The 20,534-nt window shown below is 65.4% G+C and carries 18 protein-coding genes and 2 pseudogenes; 8 read left to right on the top strand and 12 right to left on the bottom strand.

The window, feature by feature from the left end; genetic code table 11:
- Positions 1-499: 499 nt before the first annotated feature.
- Positions 500-994, top strand: coding sequence for an AraC family transcriptional regulator (locus tag G3O00_RS09080; protein WP_346778960.1), 495 nt, complete (start codon positions 500-502; stop codon positions 992-994).
- A gap of 175 nt (positions 995-1,169) precedes the next feature.
- On the opposite strand, the gene G3O00_RS09075 is transcribed toward G3O00_RS09080, so the two are convergent.
- Positions 1,170-2,630, bottom strand: a complete 1,461-nt coding sequence (locus tag G3O00_RS09075) for an MFS transporter (RefSeq protein WP_206142756.1) — start codon at positions 2,628-2,630, stop codon at positions 1,170-1,172.
- Between the two features lie 219 nt (positions 2,631-2,849).
- Between G3O00_RS09075 and G3O00_RS09070 the strand changes: the two are divergent.
- From G3O00_RS09070 to G3O00_RS09060, 3 genes and pseudogenes are all read left to right on the top strand, one after another.
- Positions 2,850-3,188: pseudogene (locus tag G3O00_RS09070) on the top strand (DDE-type integrase/transposase/recombinase); the annotation flags it as partial.
- Positions 3,189-3,969: 781 nt separating this feature from the next.
- Positions 3,970-4,278, top strand: a complete 309-nt coding sequence (locus G3O00_RS09065) for a helix-turn-helix transcriptional regulator (protein WP_011354559.1) — start codon at positions 3,970-3,972, stop codon at positions 4,276-4,278.
- Between the two features lie 82 nt (positions 4,279-4,360).
- The gene (locus G3O00_RS09060) at positions 4,361-5,422 is read left to right on the top strand and encodes an alkene reductase (protein ID WP_206142755.1); all 1,062 of its coding nucleotides are present in this window, start codon (positions 4,361-4,363) and stop codon (positions 5,420-5,422) included.
- 100 nt (positions 5,423-5,522) lie between these two features.
- On the opposite strand, the gene G3O00_RS09055 is transcribed toward G3O00_RS09060, so the two are convergent.
- From G3O00_RS09055 to G3O00_RS09045, 3 genes are read right to left on the bottom strand one after another with little or no spacing between them, the layout of a single operon-like run.
- Positions 5,523-6,815: an MFS transporter gene (locus tag G3O00_RS09055; RefSeq protein ID WP_174932639.1), complete on the bottom strand. Its 1,293-nt coding sequence runs from the start codon at positions 6,813-6,815 to the stop codon at positions 5,523-5,525.
- A 13-nt stretch (positions 6,816-6,828) separates the two neighbouring features.
- Complete coding sequence (locus tag G3O00_RS09050) at positions 6,829-8,001, bottom strand: porin (protein WP_206142754.1); 1,173 nt, start codon at positions 7,999-8,001, stop codon at positions 6,829-6,831.
- A 60-nt stretch (positions 8,002-8,061) separates the two neighbouring features.
- Positions 8,062-9,249, bottom strand: coding sequence for a M20 aminoacylase family protein (locus tag G3O00_RS09045; protein ID WP_206142753.1), 1,188 nt, complete (start codon positions 9,247-9,249; stop codon positions 8,062-8,064).
- Between the two features lie 118 nt (positions 9,250-9,367).
- Between G3O00_RS09045 and G3O00_RS09040 the strand changes: the two genes are divergently transcribed.
- A complete protein-coding gene (locus G3O00_RS09040; protein WP_011354554.1) occupies positions 9,368-10,285 on the top strand; it encodes a LysR family transcriptional regulator in 918 nt (305 codons plus the stop codon).
- A gap of 42 nt (positions 10,286-10,327) precedes the next feature.
- On the opposite strand, the gene G3O00_RS09035 is transcribed toward G3O00_RS09040, so the two are convergent.
- On the bottom strand, positions 10,328-10,855 hold the full coding sequence (locus G3O00_RS09035; protein ID WP_206142752.1) for a GNAT family N-acetyltransferase: 528 nt from the start codon (positions 10,853-10,855) through the stop codon (positions 10,328-10,330).
- Positions 10,856-10,943: 88 nt separating this feature from the next.
- On the opposite strand from G3O00_RS09035, the gene G3O00_RS09030 reads away from it, so the two are divergent.
- A complete protein-coding gene (locus G3O00_RS09030) occupies positions 10,944-11,555 on the top strand; it encodes a LysE family translocator (protein WP_011354552.1) in 612 nt (203 codons plus the stop codon).
- A gap of 56 nt (positions 11,556-11,611) precedes the next feature.
- Positions 11,612-12,568: pseudogene (locus G3O00_RS09025) on the top strand (alpha/beta fold hydrolase).
- A gap of 6 nt (positions 12,569-12,574) precedes the next feature.
- On the opposite strand, the gene G3O00_RS09020 reads toward G3O00_RS09025, so the two are convergent.
- Positions 12,575-13,495 carry a phosphatidylinositol-specific phospholipase C gene (locus tag G3O00_RS09020; RefSeq protein WP_206142751.1) on the bottom strand — a complete coding sequence of 307 codons (921 nt, stop codon included), beginning with the start codon at positions 13,493-13,495 and terminating at the stop codon, positions 12,575-12,577.
- Between the two features lie 6 nt (positions 13,496-13,501).
- On the opposite strand from G3O00_RS09020, the gene G3O00_RS09015 reads away from it, so the two are divergent.
- The gene (locus G3O00_RS09015) at positions 13,502-14,524 is read left to right on the top strand and encodes a LacI family DNA-binding transcriptional regulator (RefSeq protein ID WP_206142750.1); all 1,023 of its coding nucleotides are present in this window, start codon (positions 13,502-13,504) and stop codon (positions 14,522-14,524) included.
- A gap of 32 nt (positions 14,525-14,556) precedes the next feature.
- On the opposite strand, the gene G3O00_RS09010 is transcribed toward G3O00_RS09015, so the two are convergent.
- The 6 genes from G3O00_RS09010 to G3O00_RS08985 all read right to left on the bottom strand — a co-directional run.
- Complete coding sequence (locus G3O00_RS09010) at positions 14,557-15,417, bottom strand: carbohydrate ABC transporter permease (RefSeq protein ID WP_041493502.1); 861 nt, start codon at positions 15,415-15,417, stop codon at positions 14,557-14,559.
- The gene (locus tag G3O00_RS09005) at positions 15,414-16,283 is read right to left on the bottom strand and encodes a sugar ABC transporter permease (RefSeq protein ID WP_174932658.1); all 870 of its coding nucleotides are present in this window, start codon (positions 16,281-16,283) and stop codon (positions 15,414-15,416) included. Before G3O00_RS09005 ends, G3O00_RS09010 begins: the two co-directional genes overlap by 4 nt.
- A 34-nt stretch (positions 16,284-16,317) precedes the next feature.
- Positions 16,318-17,556, bottom strand: coding sequence for an ABC transporter substrate-binding protein (locus tag G3O00_RS09000; RefSeq protein ID WP_041493231.1), 1,239 nt, complete (start codon positions 17,554-17,556; stop codon positions 16,318-16,320).
- A 339-nt stretch (positions 17,557-17,895) separates the two neighbouring features.
- Complete coding sequence (locus G3O00_RS08995) at positions 17,896-19,104, bottom strand: porin (RefSeq protein ID WP_011354545.1); 1,209 nt, start codon at positions 19,102-19,104, stop codon at positions 17,896-17,898.
- Between the two features lie 166 nt (positions 19,105-19,270).
- A complete protein-coding gene (locus G3O00_RS08990; RefSeq protein WP_122949567.1) occupies positions 19,271-20,209 on the bottom strand; it encodes a helix-turn-helix domain-containing protein in 939 nt (312 codons plus the stop codon).
- A 63-nt stretch (positions 20,210-20,272) separates the two neighbouring features.
- Positions 20,273-20,534 (bottom strand): DUF3156 family protein (locus G3O00_RS08985; RefSeq protein WP_206142749.1); only part of this gene is annotated, 262 nt, incomplete at its 5' end.

Raw genomic sequence — 20,534 nt, 5'->3', positions numbered from 1 at the left:
GAAGGAAAAATTATCGCCAGCGCTATCAAATATATAGATTTAGGCGTCACTTATTAAAAAGTAGCTGAATAGGAACGTCAACAACAACATTCTCGCAGTCGCGTTACTTTCAATCATGCTGTGTAGATGATGTTACTTAACCAGTTCCCGCGTGCAGCAATCTGACAGCCTGCTACACTTGAAAGTTATGCGCTCATCTCATAGTCAACCCGCCAACGCTCCCGCAGTGTGCCCGCCGATCGTCGTGTGCTCGCTGGAATACGCAGATGGTCACGTGGTTACTCTTCATCAGCATCGCCGCGCCCAATTGGTTTTTGCCGCGTCCGGTGTAATGGAAGTGACAGTTGCGGACGGTATGTTCCTCGTACCGCCTCAGCGTGCTGTCTGGGTGCCGAGCGGAACCATGCACCAGATGCGCGCTCGGGGCCATATCGCGCTCCGGACAGTCTACATCTGGACCGATCAGTGCCCCCGCCACCTCCCAGCCGAGCCGCGGTCCGTGCAAGTATCAGCTCTCTTACGCGAGCTCATACTGCGTGGTTCTGAAATCGCGGCAGGAACAGAGTTCGAGCCTCGCAACGCACGCCTGCTGCAATTGTTGGTGGACGAACTTGAATTCACCCCTGAACAAGCGCTACATCTTCCAACCGGCAAAGACCCAAGACTCGCCAAGATATGTGAGGCGTTGCTCGCAAACCCAGGCGACGACAAGAATCTTGCCGAGTGGGCCAACATCGTTGGCGCGTCAACTCGAACCCTGGCGCGGCTGTTTCAAGCCGAGATCGGCGTGTCGTTCATCACCTGGCGACAACAACTACGCGTGCTCGCTGCCGTGCCGCGACTGGCAGCGGGCGAACCCGTTACCGTCGTTGCGACTGATCTCGGCTATGAAACGCAAGGTGCATTTGCCGAAGTGTTTCGACGCATCCTTGGCGCGACGCCTAGCACATATTTCGCCAGATCTTCGACTCTCGGTCGTCAGACTTTGCCCTGACACCAGACTCGCTGGCGTTTGTGCGCCGATCAACTGACGATATTCCTGCTGAGTTGCGATGGGCCGCGGGACAACTGTCGAGGGGTGCTGTGCAATACACTTGATCCAAAGTCGATTGTTTCATGAATGAATCCGTCTTTCGCAATTTGGAAACCCAGAAGATCTTGGTAATTTATTATTTTCCTGTCGTCCTCAGGTCGATCCCATTCGTCTCCCGCATTGTCAGCACGACGACCGATGCGATTGCTGAGAATATCACTGTATAACCCGTGAAAATCCCATGCTTGCCGATTGAGGTGAGCCAGGTATTGATGTACGGCGCTGTGCCGCCGAACACCACTGCAGCGAATGAAACCGAAACACCGATACCCAGTGCGCGAGGCCCCGTCGTGAACTGCTCCGCCATAAGAGCAGGATAGATCGCACCGATACTCGCCCACAGCAGCAGGGCGACGGTCTGAACAATGAACAATGACCATGCACTACTCGCGAACCATGCGTCGAGCGGAAACGACAAAGCGACAAACCCAACGGTCGACAATAACGCAAACGGCTTGCGGCCGAAACGGTCGGACAGGATTCCATAAAATGGCATGGAAAGCATGCATATCGTTTGCGCACAAAGGCTCGCAATGAACGCATCAGTTGCCGGAATGCCTTTGGATGTAATCGCATACGCAGTCGCAAAACTGAGCCAAGTGTAGTAGGCGACACTGCTCGCACCCAACAGAATGAAGAGCTTAAAGGTACTGATATAAGCTCTTTTACGATCCTTGATAGCGGGCTGCGCGAGTCGCGCAACGACATCTTTGACAGTATGCGTTTCGATCGAATTTCGGCGCAGATAGTAAGCATACAGACCCAAAAATGCGCCAAGCACGAACGGCACTCTCCAGCCCCACGTGGCCATCTCGTCAGCACGCAGATTTTGAGTCAGAAGAACGCCAAACAGGCTTCCAATGATGACGCCGAGGGTCGAGCTAGCGAACACACTGCTCGACCACAGCCCCCTTCGACTCGACGGAGCCAGTTCGCTGACGTATGTGTACGACGCCGAAGTCTCACCGCCATGAGCAAAACCTTGAATCAGGCGGGCAATGAGTAGCCAAACGGAAGCGAGGACGCCGATTCTGGAAAATGACGGTGTCGCGGCAAGTAACAGGCTGCCGAGAGCCATCAGCGTCATGCTGACCACCAAACTAATTCGCCGGCCGGATTTATTGGCAAGACGGCCACAAACGATTCCGCCAATTGGCCTTGCCAGAAAACCTGCCGCAAATATCGCGAGTGTCTGCAGCAAGGCAGTCGTTTGCTCGCCTGGAGCAAAAAGAGCCTTCGCAATGTACGGCAAAAAGGTGGCGTAAATGGTCCAGTCAAACCATTCGAGCACGTTTCCAATCACAGTGGCGTGTAACGATCTTGCTTGGGTACGCATCGAGACGTCGCTGCTGGACCCCATTGCGAATGTCATATCAACTCCTTGAGTCTTTCCGCTTATTTGGTTTTCGGTGTCGAACCAACCTCTGAAGCCGCTTCGCGTCGTGCCTGTATGTGTCTCCCGCTTGCGGGCGGCGTAGCGATATTCACCTTGACCGACGTACCAGAGCAACGCCAAGAAGGACAATCGCAGCGTCATTTGAGACACTACTGGAATACCCTTTATCGTTCCAAATTAATGACATTTCAGTTAGTTAAACGAACAAATATGGATGTGACCGTGCCTCGATTCCACGTACAGCAAGAAGCTTGATGACTCTTTGGCTGTAGGAGGACGGGACGGCAGAGAAAGCGGTGCCGAGAAGACAAAACACGCGGGAATTCAAGGTGGAGGCGGTGCGCTTGTCGGAGAGCATCGGTCAGCAAGAAGCCGTATCGCGTCACGACGGACTCGACACATCGACTGCCCGTGGCGCCGAACCTGCTGGGTCGGCGCTTCAATGGCCGGCAGTTGAACCACGCGTGGGTGAGTGACATCACGTTCGTAGCCACCGACGAAGGCTAGTCGTTTCTCGCTGCGATCCTCGTTCTCGCAAGCAGGCGTATCTTCGGTTGGTCAATGTCGGAGCGAATCAATGCCTATCCGGTCTGCCAGGCATTACGCAACGCATACTGGCAACGTAAACCCGGGCCCGGATTACTGTTGCATTCGGATGGGGGCAGTCAAGGCGAATTCAACCGGTCGTCGCAACACCTTGATCCAGGAGGTGTTTCATGGGTCGTCCGTCGAAGTGGATACAACAGTTGACGAGGTGAGGAGCGATGCGCTCGCCAGGTGCACCATCGCAGCAGGCGGTAGCACCCAATACCATAGGAAGCGCACCACGAGCGAAGGACTCTCGCGCGATGTCCCGAAATGAAAGGTAACGTAGCCCCTGCTATGCGTCCCTTCAGTTCTCGCGATTGAGCGTCACAACTTTTACGAGGTGTCACGCGGCTCTGCAGGTCTGTCGCCATTCCAACCGGTGTCTATGTTGAACCACTCCCTGCGGTCGGGGTCCCGTTCATCCATGCCCTGCCCTTCGTCTGCTGTCACCCGCGGAGAGAGCGCCGACGCCAGGTTGCTCACCCTGCTCGCCTTGAGTCGATTTCCACCCCACCCCAATCAGAAAGCATCGTGAAAGGATATCGCTTTCCCTTGCCACATCGACTTAGTGCGCACATCAACTTAGAAATACTTACCACCTTCCTCGATGGGTAACTTCTTCACACCTCCTGCCGACACTCAAGCCCACCTGACGCAGCGAGACATAAAATACATTAGCATCAATCTGTTACGTCAATTTTTCATATTGTGAAATGTGAAGTGCGGCCTTTTTTGCACATTTCCGCTCACGTCTCCCAAGTACGATCTTTTTTGTATGTCGACAGCTATCAACCCCATTGCCAGCAATGCTTTCAAACATATCGTCAGTTAACGATATAAGATTCGCCCATCGACGATACCTTATTGCCCGACCGACACACCCAACCTATCCATGCCGACCGAACTCGACATCGACGCGATCCTGAAAGCGCTCTCGAACCCCGTGCGCCGGGAGATCCTCAACTGGCTGAAAACGCCGGGCGAGCATTTCCCGAACCAGACGCTGCCGTATGAACACGGCGTCTGCGCGGGCCAGATCGACGCGCGCTGCGGGCTGTCGCAATCGACCGTCTCCGCGCACCTCGCGACGCTGCAACGCGCGGGGCTCGTGACGTCGACACGGATCGGCCAGTGGGCGTTCTTTCAGCGCAACGAGGCCGTCATCGACGCATTTCACGACGCCTTGCGCCGCGAACTCTAGTCAACACGGCCGAACCGGCCATGCGGAGCGCTGTCGCCCATGACGCGACGGTTTCCCGCCTTTCGTGAAGAGGTTATTTGCCATGCCCACACTGTTCGATCCCGTCACCCTCGGCGACCTGACCCTGCCGAACCGCATCGTGATGGCGCCGCTCACCCGCTCCCGTGCCGGTGCGACGCGCGTGCCGAACGCCCTGATGGCCCGCTACTACGCCGAGCGCGCAACGGCCGGCCTGATCATTACCGAGGCGACGTCGGTCACGCCGCAGGGCGTCGGCTACGCGGACACCCCCGGCATCTGGTCCGACGAGCAGGTCGAAGGCTGGAAACAGGTGACGCAGGCCGTGCATGCGGCCGGTGGGCGCATCGTGCTGCAACTCTGGCACGTCGGCCGGATCTCCGACCCGGTGTTCCTGAACGGCGACCTGCCGGTCGCGCCGAGCGCGATCGCCGCGGGCGGCCACGTGAGCCTCGTGCGTCCGCAGCGCCCGTACGTGACGCCGCGTGCACTCGAACTCGACGAAATCCCGGGCATCGTCGCCGCATACCGCAAAGGCGCGGAGAACGCGAAGGCGGCCGGCTTCGACGGTGTCGAGATCCACGGCGCGAACGGCTACCTGCTCGACCAGTTCCTGCAGGACAGCACCAATCGCCGCACCGATGCGTATGGCGGCCCGATCGAGAACCGCGCACGCCTGCTGCTCGAAGTGGTCGACGCTGCGATCGACGTGTGGGGCGCCGGCCGCGTCGGCGTGCACCTTGCACCGCGCGGCGACGCGCACACGATGGGCGATTCCGATCCGGCGGCAACGTTCGGCTATGTCGCGCGCGAACTCGGTCGTCGCAAGATCGCGTTCATCTTCACGCGTGAGTCGTATTCGGGCGACCACTTGAGCCCGCGCCTGAAGGAAGCGTTCGGCGGCCCGCTGATCGCGAACGAGCAGTTCACGCTCGACACCGCACAGGCCACGCTCGCAAGCGGCAACGCCGACGCGATCGCATGGGGCAAGCTGTTCATCGCGAACCCCGACCTGCCGCGCCGCCTCGAACTCGGCGCGCCGCTCAACAAGCCGGTGCCGGAAACGTTCTACGCGGAAGGCGAAACGGGTTATACCGATTACCCGGCGCTGAGCGACGCGGCCTGATCGCACGGCACGCCATGCGCGATGAACGGAGGGGCCCCGCCCGTCCGTTCGTCGCGCACACCATCACCGGGCGGGCCCGTCACGTGTCCGCCCCGCCCGTTCACCGCCTGCCTTCCACGCCGGACGCTTCCGCGAACAGCGCCAGACCGACCAGGCTCGCGGCACTGCATCCCAGCACATACCACGCAGGCGCGTAAAAGCTGCCGGTCGCACGCCACATCGCGCCGACGATCAGTTGCGCGAACCCGCCGAAAATCGTCACGCCGAGCGCATAGATCATCCCGAGCGACATCGCCCGCACCTCGGGCCGAAACGCATCGAGGATCATCACGAAGCCGGCGGGACTCGACAGCGTCATCAAGCCGATCAGCACGATCACGACCGCAACCGCGGTGCCCACCGACGGCCACATCTTCATCGCATAAAACGCCGGCAGCACGAGCACGGCCGACGCGACGCCCGTCACGCCCACCAGCCGCTTGCGACGGCGCACGCGATCCGCGAGCCGTCCCGCGAACGGCGAACCGATCAGCAGCACGGCACCGGCCGCGCAGCCCGACAGCAGTGACACCGATGCCGGCATGCCGACAGTCAGCGTCAGGAACGACGGCAGGAAAAACACGATCGTATAGGTGGTCGACGTGCCGCCGATCACGAGCAGCGTGCCGGCCACGACCTGCCGCCACGGAATGCGCGCACGCTCGCGCGGTGCGCCGGCCGCTGCGTGCGGCAGCGTATCGTCCAGATGGCGCCGCAGGTAGAAGCCGACCGGGCCGATCAGCAGACCGAGCACGAACGGGACGCGCCACCCCCACGCGTGCAGCGCGTCGGGCGGCAGTGCGCGCGACAGCGTCAGCGCGACGAACGCGCCGACGAGCGTCGCACCGCCCTGGCTCGCCATCTGCCAGCTCACCCGCTCGCCGCGCCGGCCGGTGTCACCCGACTCCATCAGCAGGGTCGTCGCGGCCCCCACTTCGCCGCCCGCCGAAAAACCCTGCAGCAGACGCCCGACGACGATCAGCAGCGGCGCGGCGATACCGATCTGCGCATAGGTCGGCGCGAAGCCGATGATCCCGGTGCCGAGCGCCATCAATGCGACCGTCAGCACGAGCGCGGGCTTGCGTCCGGCACGGTCCGCATAGGCGCCGATCGCGACGCTGCCGAGCGGCCGTGCGACGAACCCGACACCGAACGTCGCGAGCGACAGCATCAGCGCGCCTACATCGCTCGACGCGGGAAAGAACAACTTGCCGATCAGGGCGGCGAAGAAACTGTAGACGGTGAAGTCGAAGAATTCGAGCCCGTTGCCGAGTGCGGCCGCAACGACCGTGCGGCGCGTTACGCGCGGCCCGGCTTCGACCGGCGCAGCGGCCGTGCGATTCAGGGTATGCATCGGAAATTCCCGTTCAGAAGTTGTGATACATGCCGAGCGACAGCGTCACGGGTGTCGTCCCGGTACGCGGGGTCGTTCCGCCCGGTTCGGTCGGCAGCGGATTGCCGTTCAGCAACACGGTCGAGATGCCGTAGTTGCGGATGAACCCCGCGCGCGCATAGAGGCCCGTGCGTTTCGACAGCAAGTAGTCGTAGCCGAGCATCGCACCGAGGGCCGAATCCCTGGCCGGCTGGCCGGCCGCGTCGCGCACGCCCGACGTATCGCGATAGACGACCGACGCGCGAATCGCATTGACGCCGAACGGCACGATCGCGCCGAGCGTGTAGACGCGCGCGATGCCGTCGCCGGCCAGCTTCGGCGCGTACTGGTTGAACGATGCGGACAGCACGATCCGCCCGGTGTCATAGACGGCGCCGAGCCCGTACAGGTCGTTGCGCACGGTGCTCGCCCCGTTGACGCCCCACACCTGGTTGTAGCTCGCGGCCAGATAGGTCGTGCCGTTGTACCACTGCAGCAGCGCGCCTTGCGCGGACGCCGCGGGTGCCCGCCCGGCCACGTTGCTCGGCGCGTACATCAACATCAGCGACGTGGTGCCCGCGACGATCGGCGTACGGTACGTGATGGCGTTGTCGACGCGCGCCGGCAATTGCGTCGCGCCCGGCCCGAGGTCCGAGTTGTAGCCGACGCCGCGGCTCGTCTGCACGGCTGCCGCGCCCAGCCACGTATAGACCGAGTTCGTGCCCACCGTGCCGAACACGTCGATGAACAGCGGCAGCGCCGTGCCGATCTGCTTGCCGAGACGCAGCCGCCCGTAGCTGTCCGACGACAGGCCGACCCACGACTGCCGGTTGTACGTCGATTGCGCATCCTGCTGCGCGCCGCTGTTCGCGAGAAAACCGCTTTCGAGGTTGAACTCGGCGCGCCAGCCGCCACCGAGGTTCTCGCGACCGAAGAAGCCGAATTTGGAGGTCCACTCGCCGCCGCTCTGCGTCTGCCACAGCGAACGGCCGCCGACCGTCTGGTAGTTGATCCCCATGTCGAGCGAACCATACAGCGCGACGCCCTCCGTCATCCGGCCGTTGTACTCGGGCACCGCCGCCAGCAACACGTCCTGATAGGGCGTGGCGCGCGCGTTGCCGGCGCCGAGTGCGAGACAGGCCGCGCCTAGTGCAAATCGCTTCTTCATTCGTTATCCTTATCGTCAAGTCAACCCATGTCCGGCCAGCGCGTCTCCGTTGCGCCTTCGTCAGTCCGCCTTCAGGAAGCGTTCGGTAATACCGGCGAAATAGGCCGCCCCCCAGCTCAGCGCGGTGTCGTTGAAGTCGTAATGCGGGTTGTGCACCGAACATCCGCCCCTGGAATCGACGCCGTTACCGATCAGCACGTAGCAACACGGTGCGCATTCGGTCATCCACGAGAAATCCTCGCTGCCCATCACGCCATCGGGCAACAGCGTGAGCGCGCCTTCGCCGGCCAGCGCCGCGATCGTCTCCACCGCGAGATCCGACGCCGCACGGTCGTTGTCCACGACACGCGAGATCGACTGGTATTCGATCTGCGCGGTCATCCCGAACGCCTGCGCCTGCGCGTCGACGATCCGGCGGATCCGCGCCTCGACTTCGTCGCGTGTGGTCGCGTCGAGCGCGCGCACGGACAACTGCAGCGTCGCCGTTTCCGGGATCACGTTCGGGGCGGTGCCCGCATGGAACGTGCCGACGGTCACGACGGCCGGCTTCAGCGGGTCGACGTTGCGGGAGACGATCGATTGCAGCGCGGTCACGATGTGCGCGCCCGCGACGATCGGGTCGCTCGCGAGCTGCGGCATCGCACCATGCCCGCCCTTGCCCGTCACGGTGATCGTCACCGAATCGGACGACGCCATCATCGGCCCGTAGCGCAACGCGAAATGGCCGACCGGCACGCCCGGCGCGTTGTGCAGCGCATACACGCGTTCGCACGGGAAACGTTCGAACAGACCGTCGTCGATCATCCGCTTTGCGCCGCCGAGCCCTTCCTCGGCCGGCTGGAAGATCACGTTGAGCGTGCCGTCGAAACGGCCCTGTTCGGCAAGGTAGTGGGCCGCGGCCAGCAAGATCGCCGTGTGACCGTCGTGGCCGCATGCGTGCATCGTGCGCGCAACCGTGCTCGCATACGGCAGCCCCGTCGCCTCCTCGATCGGCAGCGCATCCATGTCGGCGCGCAGGCCGAGCGAGCGCACCGACGCGCCGCGCCGCAACTGGCCGACGACGCCGGTGCCGCCCACCCCCGTCGTCACGTCGTAGCCCCATGCGGTCAACTGTTCGGCGACGAGCTGCGCGGTGCGGGTCTCGGCGAAACCGAGTTCGGGATGGGCGTGGATATCGCGGCGGATCGCAACGAATCGGGACTCCGACTCGCGAATCGCCGCGAGTACGTGAGCAAGGTTCTGCGTCATGGATGGCTCCGTGGAATCGGCCGCCTCGCGACCGTCCCGGCCAAGCATAGAGACGCGTTTCGGGTCAAAAAACTCACGAATTTTGATGCGGATAACTTTTGGTAATATCTTCCGCATCATGAAAATCCATCAATTGCGCGCACTCGTCGCGGTCACGACGGCCGGCAGCATCAAGGCCGCGGCCAGGACCCTGCACGTCACGCAGCCGGCCATCAGCAAGGCGATCCAGGAACTGGAAAACGAGTTCGGCGTAACGCTCCTCGAGCGCAAACCGTGGGGCGTGGTGCCGACGCCGGAAGGCGACGCACTGCTCGGGCGCGCCCAGGCCGTCGTGCGCGAGCTCGAACGGGCGAGCGAGGACATGGCGCACATGAAGGGGTTGCGTGACGGGCGGCTCGTGATCGGCTTCACGCCGATCGTCGCGGTGACGGGCTTTGCGGAAGCCTACGCCGCCTTCCGCCGCCACTGGCCGAACGTCGAATGCGAACTTCGGGAACTGACGTTCAACCTGCTCACGGAACAGTTGCGCAATCGCACGCTCGATCTCGCCTTCGTCGCCGTCACGGGCCCCATTGCCGAGTCGGTCGACATCAGGGCGATCCGCACGTTCGACACCGCGTTCGTCACCCGCGAGAACGGGCGCTTCGCGGGCGCGACATCGCTCGAGGCGCTGCGTGACGCGGAATGGATCCACGCCGACGCAAGCGACAACTTCCCCACGTATATCCGCGACCTGCATGCGCATGCGGGCCTGCCCCCGCCGCGCTGCATCACGCGCTGCACGTCGTATGCGCTGTTCTACAGCCTGCTCATGACCAACGATGCGGTTTTCTCGTGGACCCGGCTGTCGCTCGCGGAAACCGTGTTCGGCCAGAAGCTGACGCCGCTGCCGTTGCCGATGTCGCCGCCACCGCTTCAGTTGTACCGGCTCACGCCGCCCGGCCTGCAACTGACGCGGCCCGCGTCCGACTTTCTGGCGCACGTGGAGGCTGCGTTCGCGTCGCTGCCGGCGACCGGAAGCCCGGCATTGCGCTGACACCCGGTCGCGCCGCCTGCACCGCGACTCGCCGGGACTGCGTCAGCCCGGGACGCGCATCCGCATGAACACGCGCAGTGTCTCGTCGAGCCCGAGCGACACGTGGTGTGCGCGGATCGCACGCAGCGTGTCGTCGAGCGTGGCGTCGTCGACGAGGCTGAAACCCAGGCGCGCGTAATACGGCGCATTCCACGGCGCTTCGCGAAACGTCGACAGCACGACCTCCGCGATCCCTTCCTGCGCCGCCCGCGCCGTCACCTGTTCGATCAGGCGCGCGCCGATCCGCTGTCCGGCATGCGACGGTGCGACATCCAGCTCTTCCAGATAAAGCCGCTGCGCATCGAGCAACCGGTAGAACGCAAACCCGACGCAGGTGCCCTGCGGATCGATCGCGACATACGCGCGGCCGTCGTCGATACGGACGAGCACGGCCGCCGCATCGGTCGGCTCGGCGTCGGCGATATGGGTCATGCCGATTTCGCGAAACCGCTGCGCGGCGGCGACTTCGACGGCGGCCATTGCGGCCGCGTCTGCCCGCGTGGCGGGACGGATCAGGATCGATGCAGTCATGACGGCAATTCAGGCAGGCAGTCTGGAACGGTCGTCACTATAATCGAAACCTCATACGTTTCGAACGCCCCCACCCACGAGGTTCGTCATGACGTTGTCCGCGCTCGCCGTCTTCGCTGTCACCCTGCTCGTCACCGCCGGCACCCCCGGGCCGAGCGTCGCCGCGCTGGTCGCGCGCGTCCTGACGAACGGCGTGCGGGACGTGCTGCCGTTCCTCGCCGCCATGTGGCTCGGCGAAGCGTTGTGGCTCACGCTCGCGGTCGCGGGGCTGTCCGCGTTCGCGCACACGTTCGCGGCCGGCCTGATCGTGCTGAAGCTGCTCGGCGTCGCGTACCTGCTGTTCCTCGCGTGGAAGATGTGGACCGCGCCGACCGAAGCAGGCGCCGACGACCTGCCGCGCGGCCAGTCGCCGTGGCGCATGTTCGTCGCGGGCATGCTCGTCACGCTCGGCAATCCGAAGATCATGGTGTTCTATCTCGCGCTGCTGCCGACCATCGTCGACCTCACGCACGTCGGCGTGACCGCATGGGCCGAGCTGATCGGCACGATGCTCGCGGTCCTGATCCTCGCCGACTGCTTCTGGTCGCTGCTGGCGTCACGCGCACGGGCGTTCCTGACGTCGGCGCGCGCCAAGCGGGTCGCCAACCGCACGAGCGCGACCGCGATGGCCGGTGCGGCGGTGATGATCGCAACGCGCTGAGCGCATCTGTCCGGCGCACGTCGCGCCGCGCCCGCTCCACTGCCCGGGGAATCGACATGAAAACCTGGCTTTCGGCTGTCCTGCTCTGCCTGTCCACCACGGTCGCGCACGCGGCCGGCATCAAGTTCGTCACGATCCCGGCCGACGCGGCCGGCCCCGAGCTGCGCGCGGCCATCTGGACGCCGTGCGCAGCTCCCGCGCAATCGCTCACGATCGGCCCGTTCGTGCTGAAAGGGCAACGCAACTGCCCGACCGTCGGCGACAAGCTGCCGCTCGTCGTGATCTCGCACGGCCACGCCGGCACGTACTTCGGGCATCACGACCTCGCCGAAACGCTCGCCGATGCGGGCTACGTCGTCGCGGCGATCAACCATCCCGGCGACACGCACACAGATATGAGCCGCGCGGCCGACCTGAGGGAACTGGTCGAGCGGCCGGACGACATCAAGCGCCTGGTCGACTACATGCTGGCCAACGCGCCCGACGCCACGCACATCGATCCGGCGCGGATCGGCTTCTTCGGCTTCTCGCGCGGCGGCTATACGGGCCTCGTGCTGGCCGGCGCCAATCCGGATTTCGTGCACGCGCACGTGGCCTGCCCGGATCCGACCTGGCTGATCTGCAAGCAGATCCGCGACCACGACCTGCCGCGCCAGCCGCTGACGCACGATCCGCGGATCAAGGCCTACGTGATCGCCGATCCGATGAACGAATTCCCGAGCGCCGATACGCTGAAGAACGTGCACGCGCCGATCCAGCTGTGGGGTTCGGAAGCGGGCGGCGACGGCGTGGAGCCGGAAACGGTCCCCGCGCTGGCCGACATGCTGCCGCAACGACCGGAATTCCACGTCGTGCCGAACTCCGCGCATTTCGCGTTTCTCGCGCCGTGCCCCGAACAGCTGGCGCGCGTCTAGCCTGAGGTCTGTACCGATGCGAAGGGGTTCGATCGCGCGGCCTTCCACGAAACGCTCGACGCGAAGGCGCTCGCGTTCTTCAGCGCCAATCTTCGCTAATCTCCGCTAGCAGCGAAACGTCTTGCGCCACACACCCTGCGCCGGCGCATGGTCGTTGCACGCGATCAGCGCGCGCACCAGCGCCCAGTCATCGTCATCGCAGAAGTCGAGCAGCATCGCGCCATACGGGCCGGGCTGCTCGCGCAGCCGTGCAGCCAGCCGCGCATGAATGCCCCGCACCCTGCCGTCGCCGTGCGCGACCACCGACGGATTCGCGCCCATTCCGGTCCCGCTGCAGAAGTTGATCGCCCAGCGGCCGCTGTCCGGCAACGGCAGGTCCGTCAGCAGCGCATCGATCGCACGCCACTTCCAGCCGATCGACGCGGCCACCGGCACGCGATATTCGTCCTGGATCACGAATGCGCCATCGGGGTGATCGATCGTGAACGTCGCGTTGTCGGGCCACGCGGTCAGGTCGATGCCGAGCGGCCGGCTGCTGCGAAAGCGGCGCAGCAGTACGATTGCGCCGCGCACGTCGCCGAGCGCAGGCAGCGTGCCGCCGGCATGCCAGCGCAGCCGCGGATGCCGCGCGCGATGCGCGTCGAACGTCGCATCGAAACTGCGCGTACACGCGTGCGCCGGCCATTCATCCTTCACCGACATTACGATGCATTCGCGCGGATGCGCGTCGAGAAAGCGCGCGCAGGTTGCCAGCACGTCGTCGAACGTCATGCCGAGCGCGATGCCGCCGTGATGGATGTCGAACGCATCGCGCACGTGCCGGCAGCGGATGTCGAGCAGCCGCACGCCATGCGCGAGCTGGGCATCGAGCGGCGCACGCTGGGTGCGCACGAGTAAATCGTCGACGGTATACGCACAGGTGTCATGGCTGCCCGGTAGGGTCAGCGTATGCAGCAGCCGCGCATCGTCGAGCGCCGACATCCAGTCGGCGAGCGGCATGCACGTATCGTGGCTCGAAGGGATCATGAATCGATGAATGACAAGGAAAGAAAGCCGTGGGTCACGGCATCGGATGTCGCGGCGCGCGCCGGCGTGTCGCGCTCCGCGGTGTCGCGCGCATTCTCGCCGACGGCGAGCATCGCCCCGCAGACGCGTGAACGCGTGATGGTCGCCGCCCGCGCGCTCGGCTATCAGGTCAACCTGATCGCGCGTGACATGATCACGCAGCGCAGCAGCATGATCGGCGTCGTGACGGCCGGGTTCGAGAATCCGTTTCGCGCGCGGCTGCTGTCGGACCTGATGACCGCGCTCGGGCAGCGCGCGCTGACGCCGCTCGTGACCAACGCGGAAGATCCGCGCCAGGTCCGCCAATCGCTCGAACAGTTGCTCAGCTACCGGATCGCGGGCCTCGTGATGACGTCCGCGTCGCCGCCGCTGTCGGTCGCGCAGCAGTATCTCGAACACCGGATCCCGGTCGTGATGATCAATCGCGAGGCGAACCTGCCGGGCGCGGACATCGTCGTCAGCGACAACGCGGCGGGCGCCGTCCATGCGGCGCAGCGGCTCGTGCGGGCCGGCGCACGCCGGCTCGCGTTCGTCGGGCCGCGCGGTGCGAGCTACAGCGCGCAGTCGCGCGCTACCGCGTTCGAGCACGCGATCGGGCGCGGTGACGCGTTCGATGCAACGCTCGCGCACGTGCTCGACACGCCATCCGATACGCATGCAAGCGGCGTCGAAGCCGCACGGCACCTGTTCGCGAACGGCAAGCGGCCCGACGGCGTGTTCTGCTCGTCGGACCTGCTCGCGCTCGGCGTGATCGACGTCGCGCGCAGCGAATTCGGATTGCGCGTGCCGGACGACGTGCGCGTGATCGGCTTCGACGACATCCCGGCCGCCGAATACGACGCCTATCGGCTCACGACGCTCCGGCAGGACACGCGCGGCCTCGCGCAGGCGGCAGTCGAGCTGCTCGCCGACCGGATGCAGACGTTCGACGGCCCGTCGCGCACCCGCATCGTGCCGGTCACGCAGGTGGTGCGGGCCAGTTGCGCGTAACAAGGGGGATTCGGGCGCGGCGTCGCCGCGCGTCACTTCAGCCCGCCCGCGAATCCGCGCAACAGGTAGCGCTGCACATAGCCGGCCACGGCCAGCGTGGGCAGCGACGCCATCAACCCGGCGCTCATCAGGTCGCCCCAGTCGATACCGTTCTCCGTCACGTAGCCGGCAATCGCGAGCGGCAGCGTGAAGCGGCTCGGCGTCGACACGAACAGCAGCGCGATCAGGAATTCGTTCCACGCGGCGATGAACACGAAGATCGCGGTCGCGATCAGCCCCGGCGCGCACAACGGCAACACGATCTGCACGAGCCGCCGCGCGAGCCCTGCGCCGTCGATACAGGCCGCTTCCTCGTATTCGATCGGCACGTCGCGCACGAACGCGAGCAGCATCCAGATCGCCATCGGCAGCGCGTAGATCTGGTACGCGAGCATCAGGCCGAGCGTCGAATCGAGCAGGTGCAGCCGCTTCGCGAGCGCGAACAGCGGCACCGCGATCGTGATCGGCGGCATCAGCTTCAACGCGAGCACGAGCACCAGGAACAGCAGGTCGAGCCGCGCCGGAAACCGCAGCCTCACGAGCGCATACGCAGCCGGAAACGCGAGCGCCAGCGCGAGCAGCGTCGTGCCGAAGCCGACCAGCAGCGAATTGAACAGCGGCGCGCCGATGCCGTTGGACCACACCGATGCGAAATGCTCGAAGGTCGGCGCGGCCGGCCAGATCCGCAACGGATGATCGAGGCGTTCGAGCGTCGGCATGAACGCCGCGCCGGCCATCCACAGACACGGCAGCAGCAACAGCGCGAGCGCGGCGATGCGCAGTGCCCACGGCATCGCGCGACCGAATGCGGCGCCCATGCGTGCGCCCGTGATGCCTGCGGGTTGCGCCGTCATGCGCGCCGCTTGCGAACCGTCTGCCATACGTACCCCGAGACCAGCAGCGCGGACGCCGCGAGCATCAGCACCGACGCGGCACTCGCCGGCCCGACGTTGAAGAAGCGGAAGCCCGTGTCGTAGATATAGGTCGACAGCGTCTGCGTCGCGTTGCCGGGGCCGCCGCCCGTCAGCGCATAGACCTTGTCGAACAGCTTGAACGTGTCGATCGAGCGCAGCAGCATGGCGAGGCCGATCTGCGGCGCCGCGAGCGGCAGCGTGATGTCGCGCAGGCACTGCCACTCGCTCGCGCCGTCGGTGCGCGCGGCTTCGTACAGCTCCTGCGGAATCGACTGCAGCCCGGCGAGCACGATCAGGAACGCCATCGGCGTCCACTGCCACACGTCGACGAGCGCGAGCGACCACAGCGCGAGATGCGGATCGGACAGCCAGCGCACGCCTTCGATGCCGAACACGGCGAGCAGTGAGTTCAGGAAGCCGTCGAAATTCAGCCAGTTGCGCCAGATCGCCGAGCACACCAGCGTGGACAGCATCATCGGCAGAATCGCGAGCGGCAGCGCGATGCGCCGGCCCGGAAACGCGCGCACGAACAGCAGCGCGAGGCCGAAGCCCAGCGCGACTTCGGCGAGCGATGCCACGATCGTGAAGCGCAGCGTATTGCCGAAGCCGGCCGTGAACGCGTCGTCGCCGAGCACCGCGCGATAGTTCGCGAGCCCGGCAAACGCGCGGCGACCGGCCGAATAGTCGACCTGGCAGAACGAGTCGATCAGCACCTGCGCGACCGGATACAGCGCGAGCGCGGCGAGCACCAGCAGCGCGGGCCCGAGCAGCGCGACGAACGGCAGGCTGCGGCCGAAGGGTTTCATGCGCTGATTCCCGGCAAGGGTTCGAGGCGAGCCGTCACTTGCCGGCCGCGGCCGTCGCCTGCGCGATCTTCTGCTGCGCCTGGCGCAGCGCGGCGTCAGGTGCGGCCTGCCCGGTCAGCGCGAGTTGCAGCTGGTCGCCGAGAATGCTCTCGACCTGCTGCCAGTCCTTCACGCGCGGCCGCGCACGGCCGGCTTCGAGCGCCTTCAGCTGATCCGGATACCAGCGGTACTGGCGCACCAGCGCCGGATCGTTGAACACGCTGCGGCGGGTCGGCGGAATGCCGATGCCGGCGAGGCGCGTCTGCGTGTCGCGTGCAGTCAGGTAAGCCAGGAAATCCTGCGCGAGCTTCGCGTGCGGCGCGTCCTTCGGAATGCCCATCTGCCAGATGCCGAGCATCGGCGCCGGGCCGGCCGTCTGCCCCGGCGGCGGCTGCAGCGCGATCTGGCCGACCACGCGCGACTGCTTCGGATCGTCGAGCGCCGGCACCCACGCCGGCCACACCTCGATCGACTGCGCGGCCGTGCCGCGCTGCAGCGCATCGCGTACTTCCGCCGCGCCGTACACGTCGACGTCCTTCGGCGCCGACGCCTTCAGCGCGAGGAAGGTCTTCAGCGCGGCCTGCGCCTCGCGCGAATCGATCGTCACGTTGCCGGCATGGTCGAACACGTCGCCGCCGTAGGCCCACAGGATCGGCAGGAAGCCCGTCACGACCGGGTTGCCCTTCGTGCCGCGGAACACGACGCCCGACACGCTCTTGTCCGCGCCGCCGACGGTCTGCGCGATCTTCAGCACGTCGTCCCAGTTGCGCGGCGGCTGCAGCTTGTACTTCGCGAGCAGGTCCTTGCGGTACGCGAACATCTCGACGTTGCCGACGATCGGCAGCGCGTACAGCGCACCGGCCGCGTTGCGGCCGAGCGCGACGGTGGACGGCACGAGATCGGCATCCGCGAGCGACGCCGGCAGCGGCTTCAGCCAGCCGTTGCCGATGAATTCGGGCGCCCACGTGTCGTCCATCATCACGAGGTCGTATGCGCCGGTGCCTTCGCGCATCGACAGCTTGAGCTTCTGGTACAGGTTTGCGTTCGGCAGCTTGAGCAGCTCGATTTCGGTGCCCGGGTGCAGCTTGTTGAAACCGGCGACGGCGTCGGCCAGCCCCTTGCCGTAGATGTCGTCGCGGCCTGCGATGACGAGATCCGCGGCAACGGCGTGCGTGGCGGCGAAGGATAGCGCAAGGGCGGCGGACAGCGCGCGCAGGCGGCTCAGCAGGGTCATGTGGTCTCTCTCGATCGGCGTTTGTAGCGGGACAACCATTCGTTGCACACGTGTGCAACGCGGGCGACACGTCGGGTCGCCTGAAGCGTCGCCATTGTTCACGTCGACCGTGAAGGTATTGTGGCAAGCGGCAAGCCGGGCAATCCGGGACACGCGTAAGGTGCGCCGGACAGAACGATCCGGCTCCTGATGAAAATGGCGGGAAAGCCGCTCCCGACCTTCCACGCCATGGCTCGCGATATTGGGTTTCCATCAATCTCGCCCGTTCAGTTAAGCATACGGGCGATTTTTTTCAAGCATCGCTTTCCATCGATGGACCGGCGCCAGCGCCGCAGACGGTCAGAAGTTCACGCGAATCCCGGCCATCACCGCCAGTTGCCGGCTCGAGTTGCTGTTCGCGAGCACCGGGATCTGCGCGTAGTTCACCGCGTTGCCGTCCGCGTCGGTGCCGAGCCCCTTCCCGCTCGCGATCTGGCCGATCGCGACCGCATACAGCGCCGTGCGCTTCGACAGGCTGTAGTTCGTGCCGACGTTCACCTGGTGGAATCGCGTCGTGCCGCGCCCGTCGGTATGCGCGGCGTTGAAGATATAGGCGACGCCGCCCTGCAGCGCGGGCGTGAACATGTACGTGGCGTTCAATTCGCCGATGTCGAACGTGAACGCCTGCGTGCGCGGCTGCGCGGTGGTCGAGAAATAGCGGCTGTCGCCGAGGCGCGTATGCGTGTAGGTGAGCGCGATCGTCGCATCGCCGAACGTGACCGATCCGCCCGCGCCGAACGCGCGCATCGAGCCGGCGTCCTGCAGCAGGCAGTACATCGCGCCCGGGTTGCTGCACGCGAAATCGCCGATGTAGCCGCTCGCGCCGCCGAGCGCCGCGTCGAGCGGCTGGTGCAGGTCGAGGTAGCCGACCGAGAACGCGACCGGCGCACGCGTATAAGTCGCAGCCACCGCATAGCCGCGCTTCGCGGAAAAATCGCCGGCCTGCCCGCCGAAGCTGAACGTGCCGCCGAACGTGAGGCCGTTGAAATCGGCGCTGGTGAACTTCACCGCGTTGTTGAAGTTGAATGCGGCGTTCAGGTTGTCGACGTCGCCGAGGTGCGAGCCGTACGGCGTCGCCCAGTTGTTGCTCGACACGTACGCGCCGAGCATGTCGGTGTACGAGTCGTATTGACGGCCAAGGCCGAGCGTGCCGATCCCGTCCTGGCGCAACCCGACCCACGCCTGCCGGCTGAACGCCGTGCCGCCCTGCAGCGCCTGCCCGTTCGCGGACAGGAACTGCTGCTCGAGCGTGAACACCGCATTGAGCCCGCCGCCGAGCGGCTCGGCGCCCTGGAAGCCGAAGCGCGACGGCACGAGGTTGCCGCCGCCCATCTGCCATGCATGGCCGCCGCCCGTGCTGCCGTCGGCGCGCGTGAACTGCTGGTTCGTCGAGTAGATGATGCCGGTATCCACGGTGCCGTACAGCGTCACGCTGCCCGTGGTCTGCGCGTGTGCGTGCATGCAGCCCAGCGTCGCCGCAGCCGCGGCCAGTCGTCGTCCGATCTTCATGTCCCGCCCTCTGTTGTCATCGATTCGCAGTGCAGATCGATGGGGTTATCGATATGGGTGACAGGACTCTATCCAGCGAAAATTCAGGACCTCTATCGCAAATCGGCAAACAGTGGCGCGCATTGCCCGCGACGGTGCCCGACGGCAGCGTCGCGGTGCGCGTGCATCATTCGGGGCGCGTCGTCTGGGAAGGCAGCTCGCCGAACAGGTCGCGATACTCGCGCGCGAAATAGCCGAGGTGCGTGAAACCCCAGCTCGCGGCGGCCTCGCCGACGCCGAGCTGCTGCACGGACGTCGTGCGCAGCATGCGGCGCACCGCGTTCAGCCGGATCGTGCGCAGATAGCCGACCGGCGTGACGTCGGCCACGCGCTGGAAACTCGTTTGCAGCGTGCGGCGGCTGCAACGCAACGCGCGGCACAGTTCGAGGACGGTGACGGGTTCTTCGGGCCGGTCGCGCAGATGCTTCTCGCAACGGCTCACGATGTCGCTATAGGTGGCGTGCGTGATGTCGCGACGCTCGACGCCGATGCCCTGCTCGAGCGCGTCGAGGAACATGCCGAGCATCGCGTCGCGGAACATCTTGCGGGTGGCCGCATATTCGAGGTGGCCCGGGTTGCGCTGCGCCTCGTCGATCAGCGCCGACAGCCGCACGCCGAGCGCGACACCCTGCTCGTCGGACAGCCGCGTCACGTGGCGCAGCTTGCGTGCGCCGGATGCGCCGAATTCGGCTTCGCACAGCTCGTCGACCATGTCGGACGCCGCGCTGATCCCGACGAGCCCCATCCCTTCCGGCGTGTGGAATTCGAAATCCTCGCCGGCGCGCAGCGCGAGCAGCGCATAGCCGTCGACGGGCTGGCCCTGGAACGTGCCCGCGAGCGGCACGGACAGCGGCACCGCGAGCGACGTGCGCCCGGCCGGCGCGAGCCCGGTTTGCGCGACACGCCGGTTGGTCGTTTCGCGGAAGAAGTGGAAATCGTCGTACAGCACCTGCGTGACGGTGCCCTTGAAGCGGCCCGGCGTCATCTGGCGGTAGACCTGATGCCAGCCCGCGATCGCGAGCCCGTGATCGTGCACGTCTTCGTGTGAGCGTGACTGGAACAGCATCGGCATCTCCGGTAAAACCCCTAAACGCGGCCGCCGGGCTTCCCCGGCGCGCAACGCCACAGCTTACCCGTGCAAAATCCTGCGTAGTGCGGTTTCGAACGCAAGACAGGCCGCCGACAGCGCGGCGGCCTGCTCGCCCGTCAGGCGGACGTAGCGGCGGAACGACGGCATCCGGTTCACGACCTCGCTGCCGCCGAACGGCACGATCGCGAGCGTCCAGCGGCCATCGTGCGCGTCGATCGTGCAGTCGGTCAGGTGCAGCGGTCGCAGCGCGTCGGCCAGCGACGGCTCGGCCACCAGCCTGGCCAGCGTGTCGACGAATCCA

The sequence above is a fragment of the Burkholderia sp. Ac-20384 genome (assembly GCF_017104605.1).
GTDB classification, from domain to species: Bacteria; Pseudomonadota; Gammaproteobacteria; order Burkholderiales; family Burkholderiaceae; genus Burkholderia; species Burkholderia lata.
This window is presented reverse-complemented; position numbering and strand designations above follow the sequence as displayed.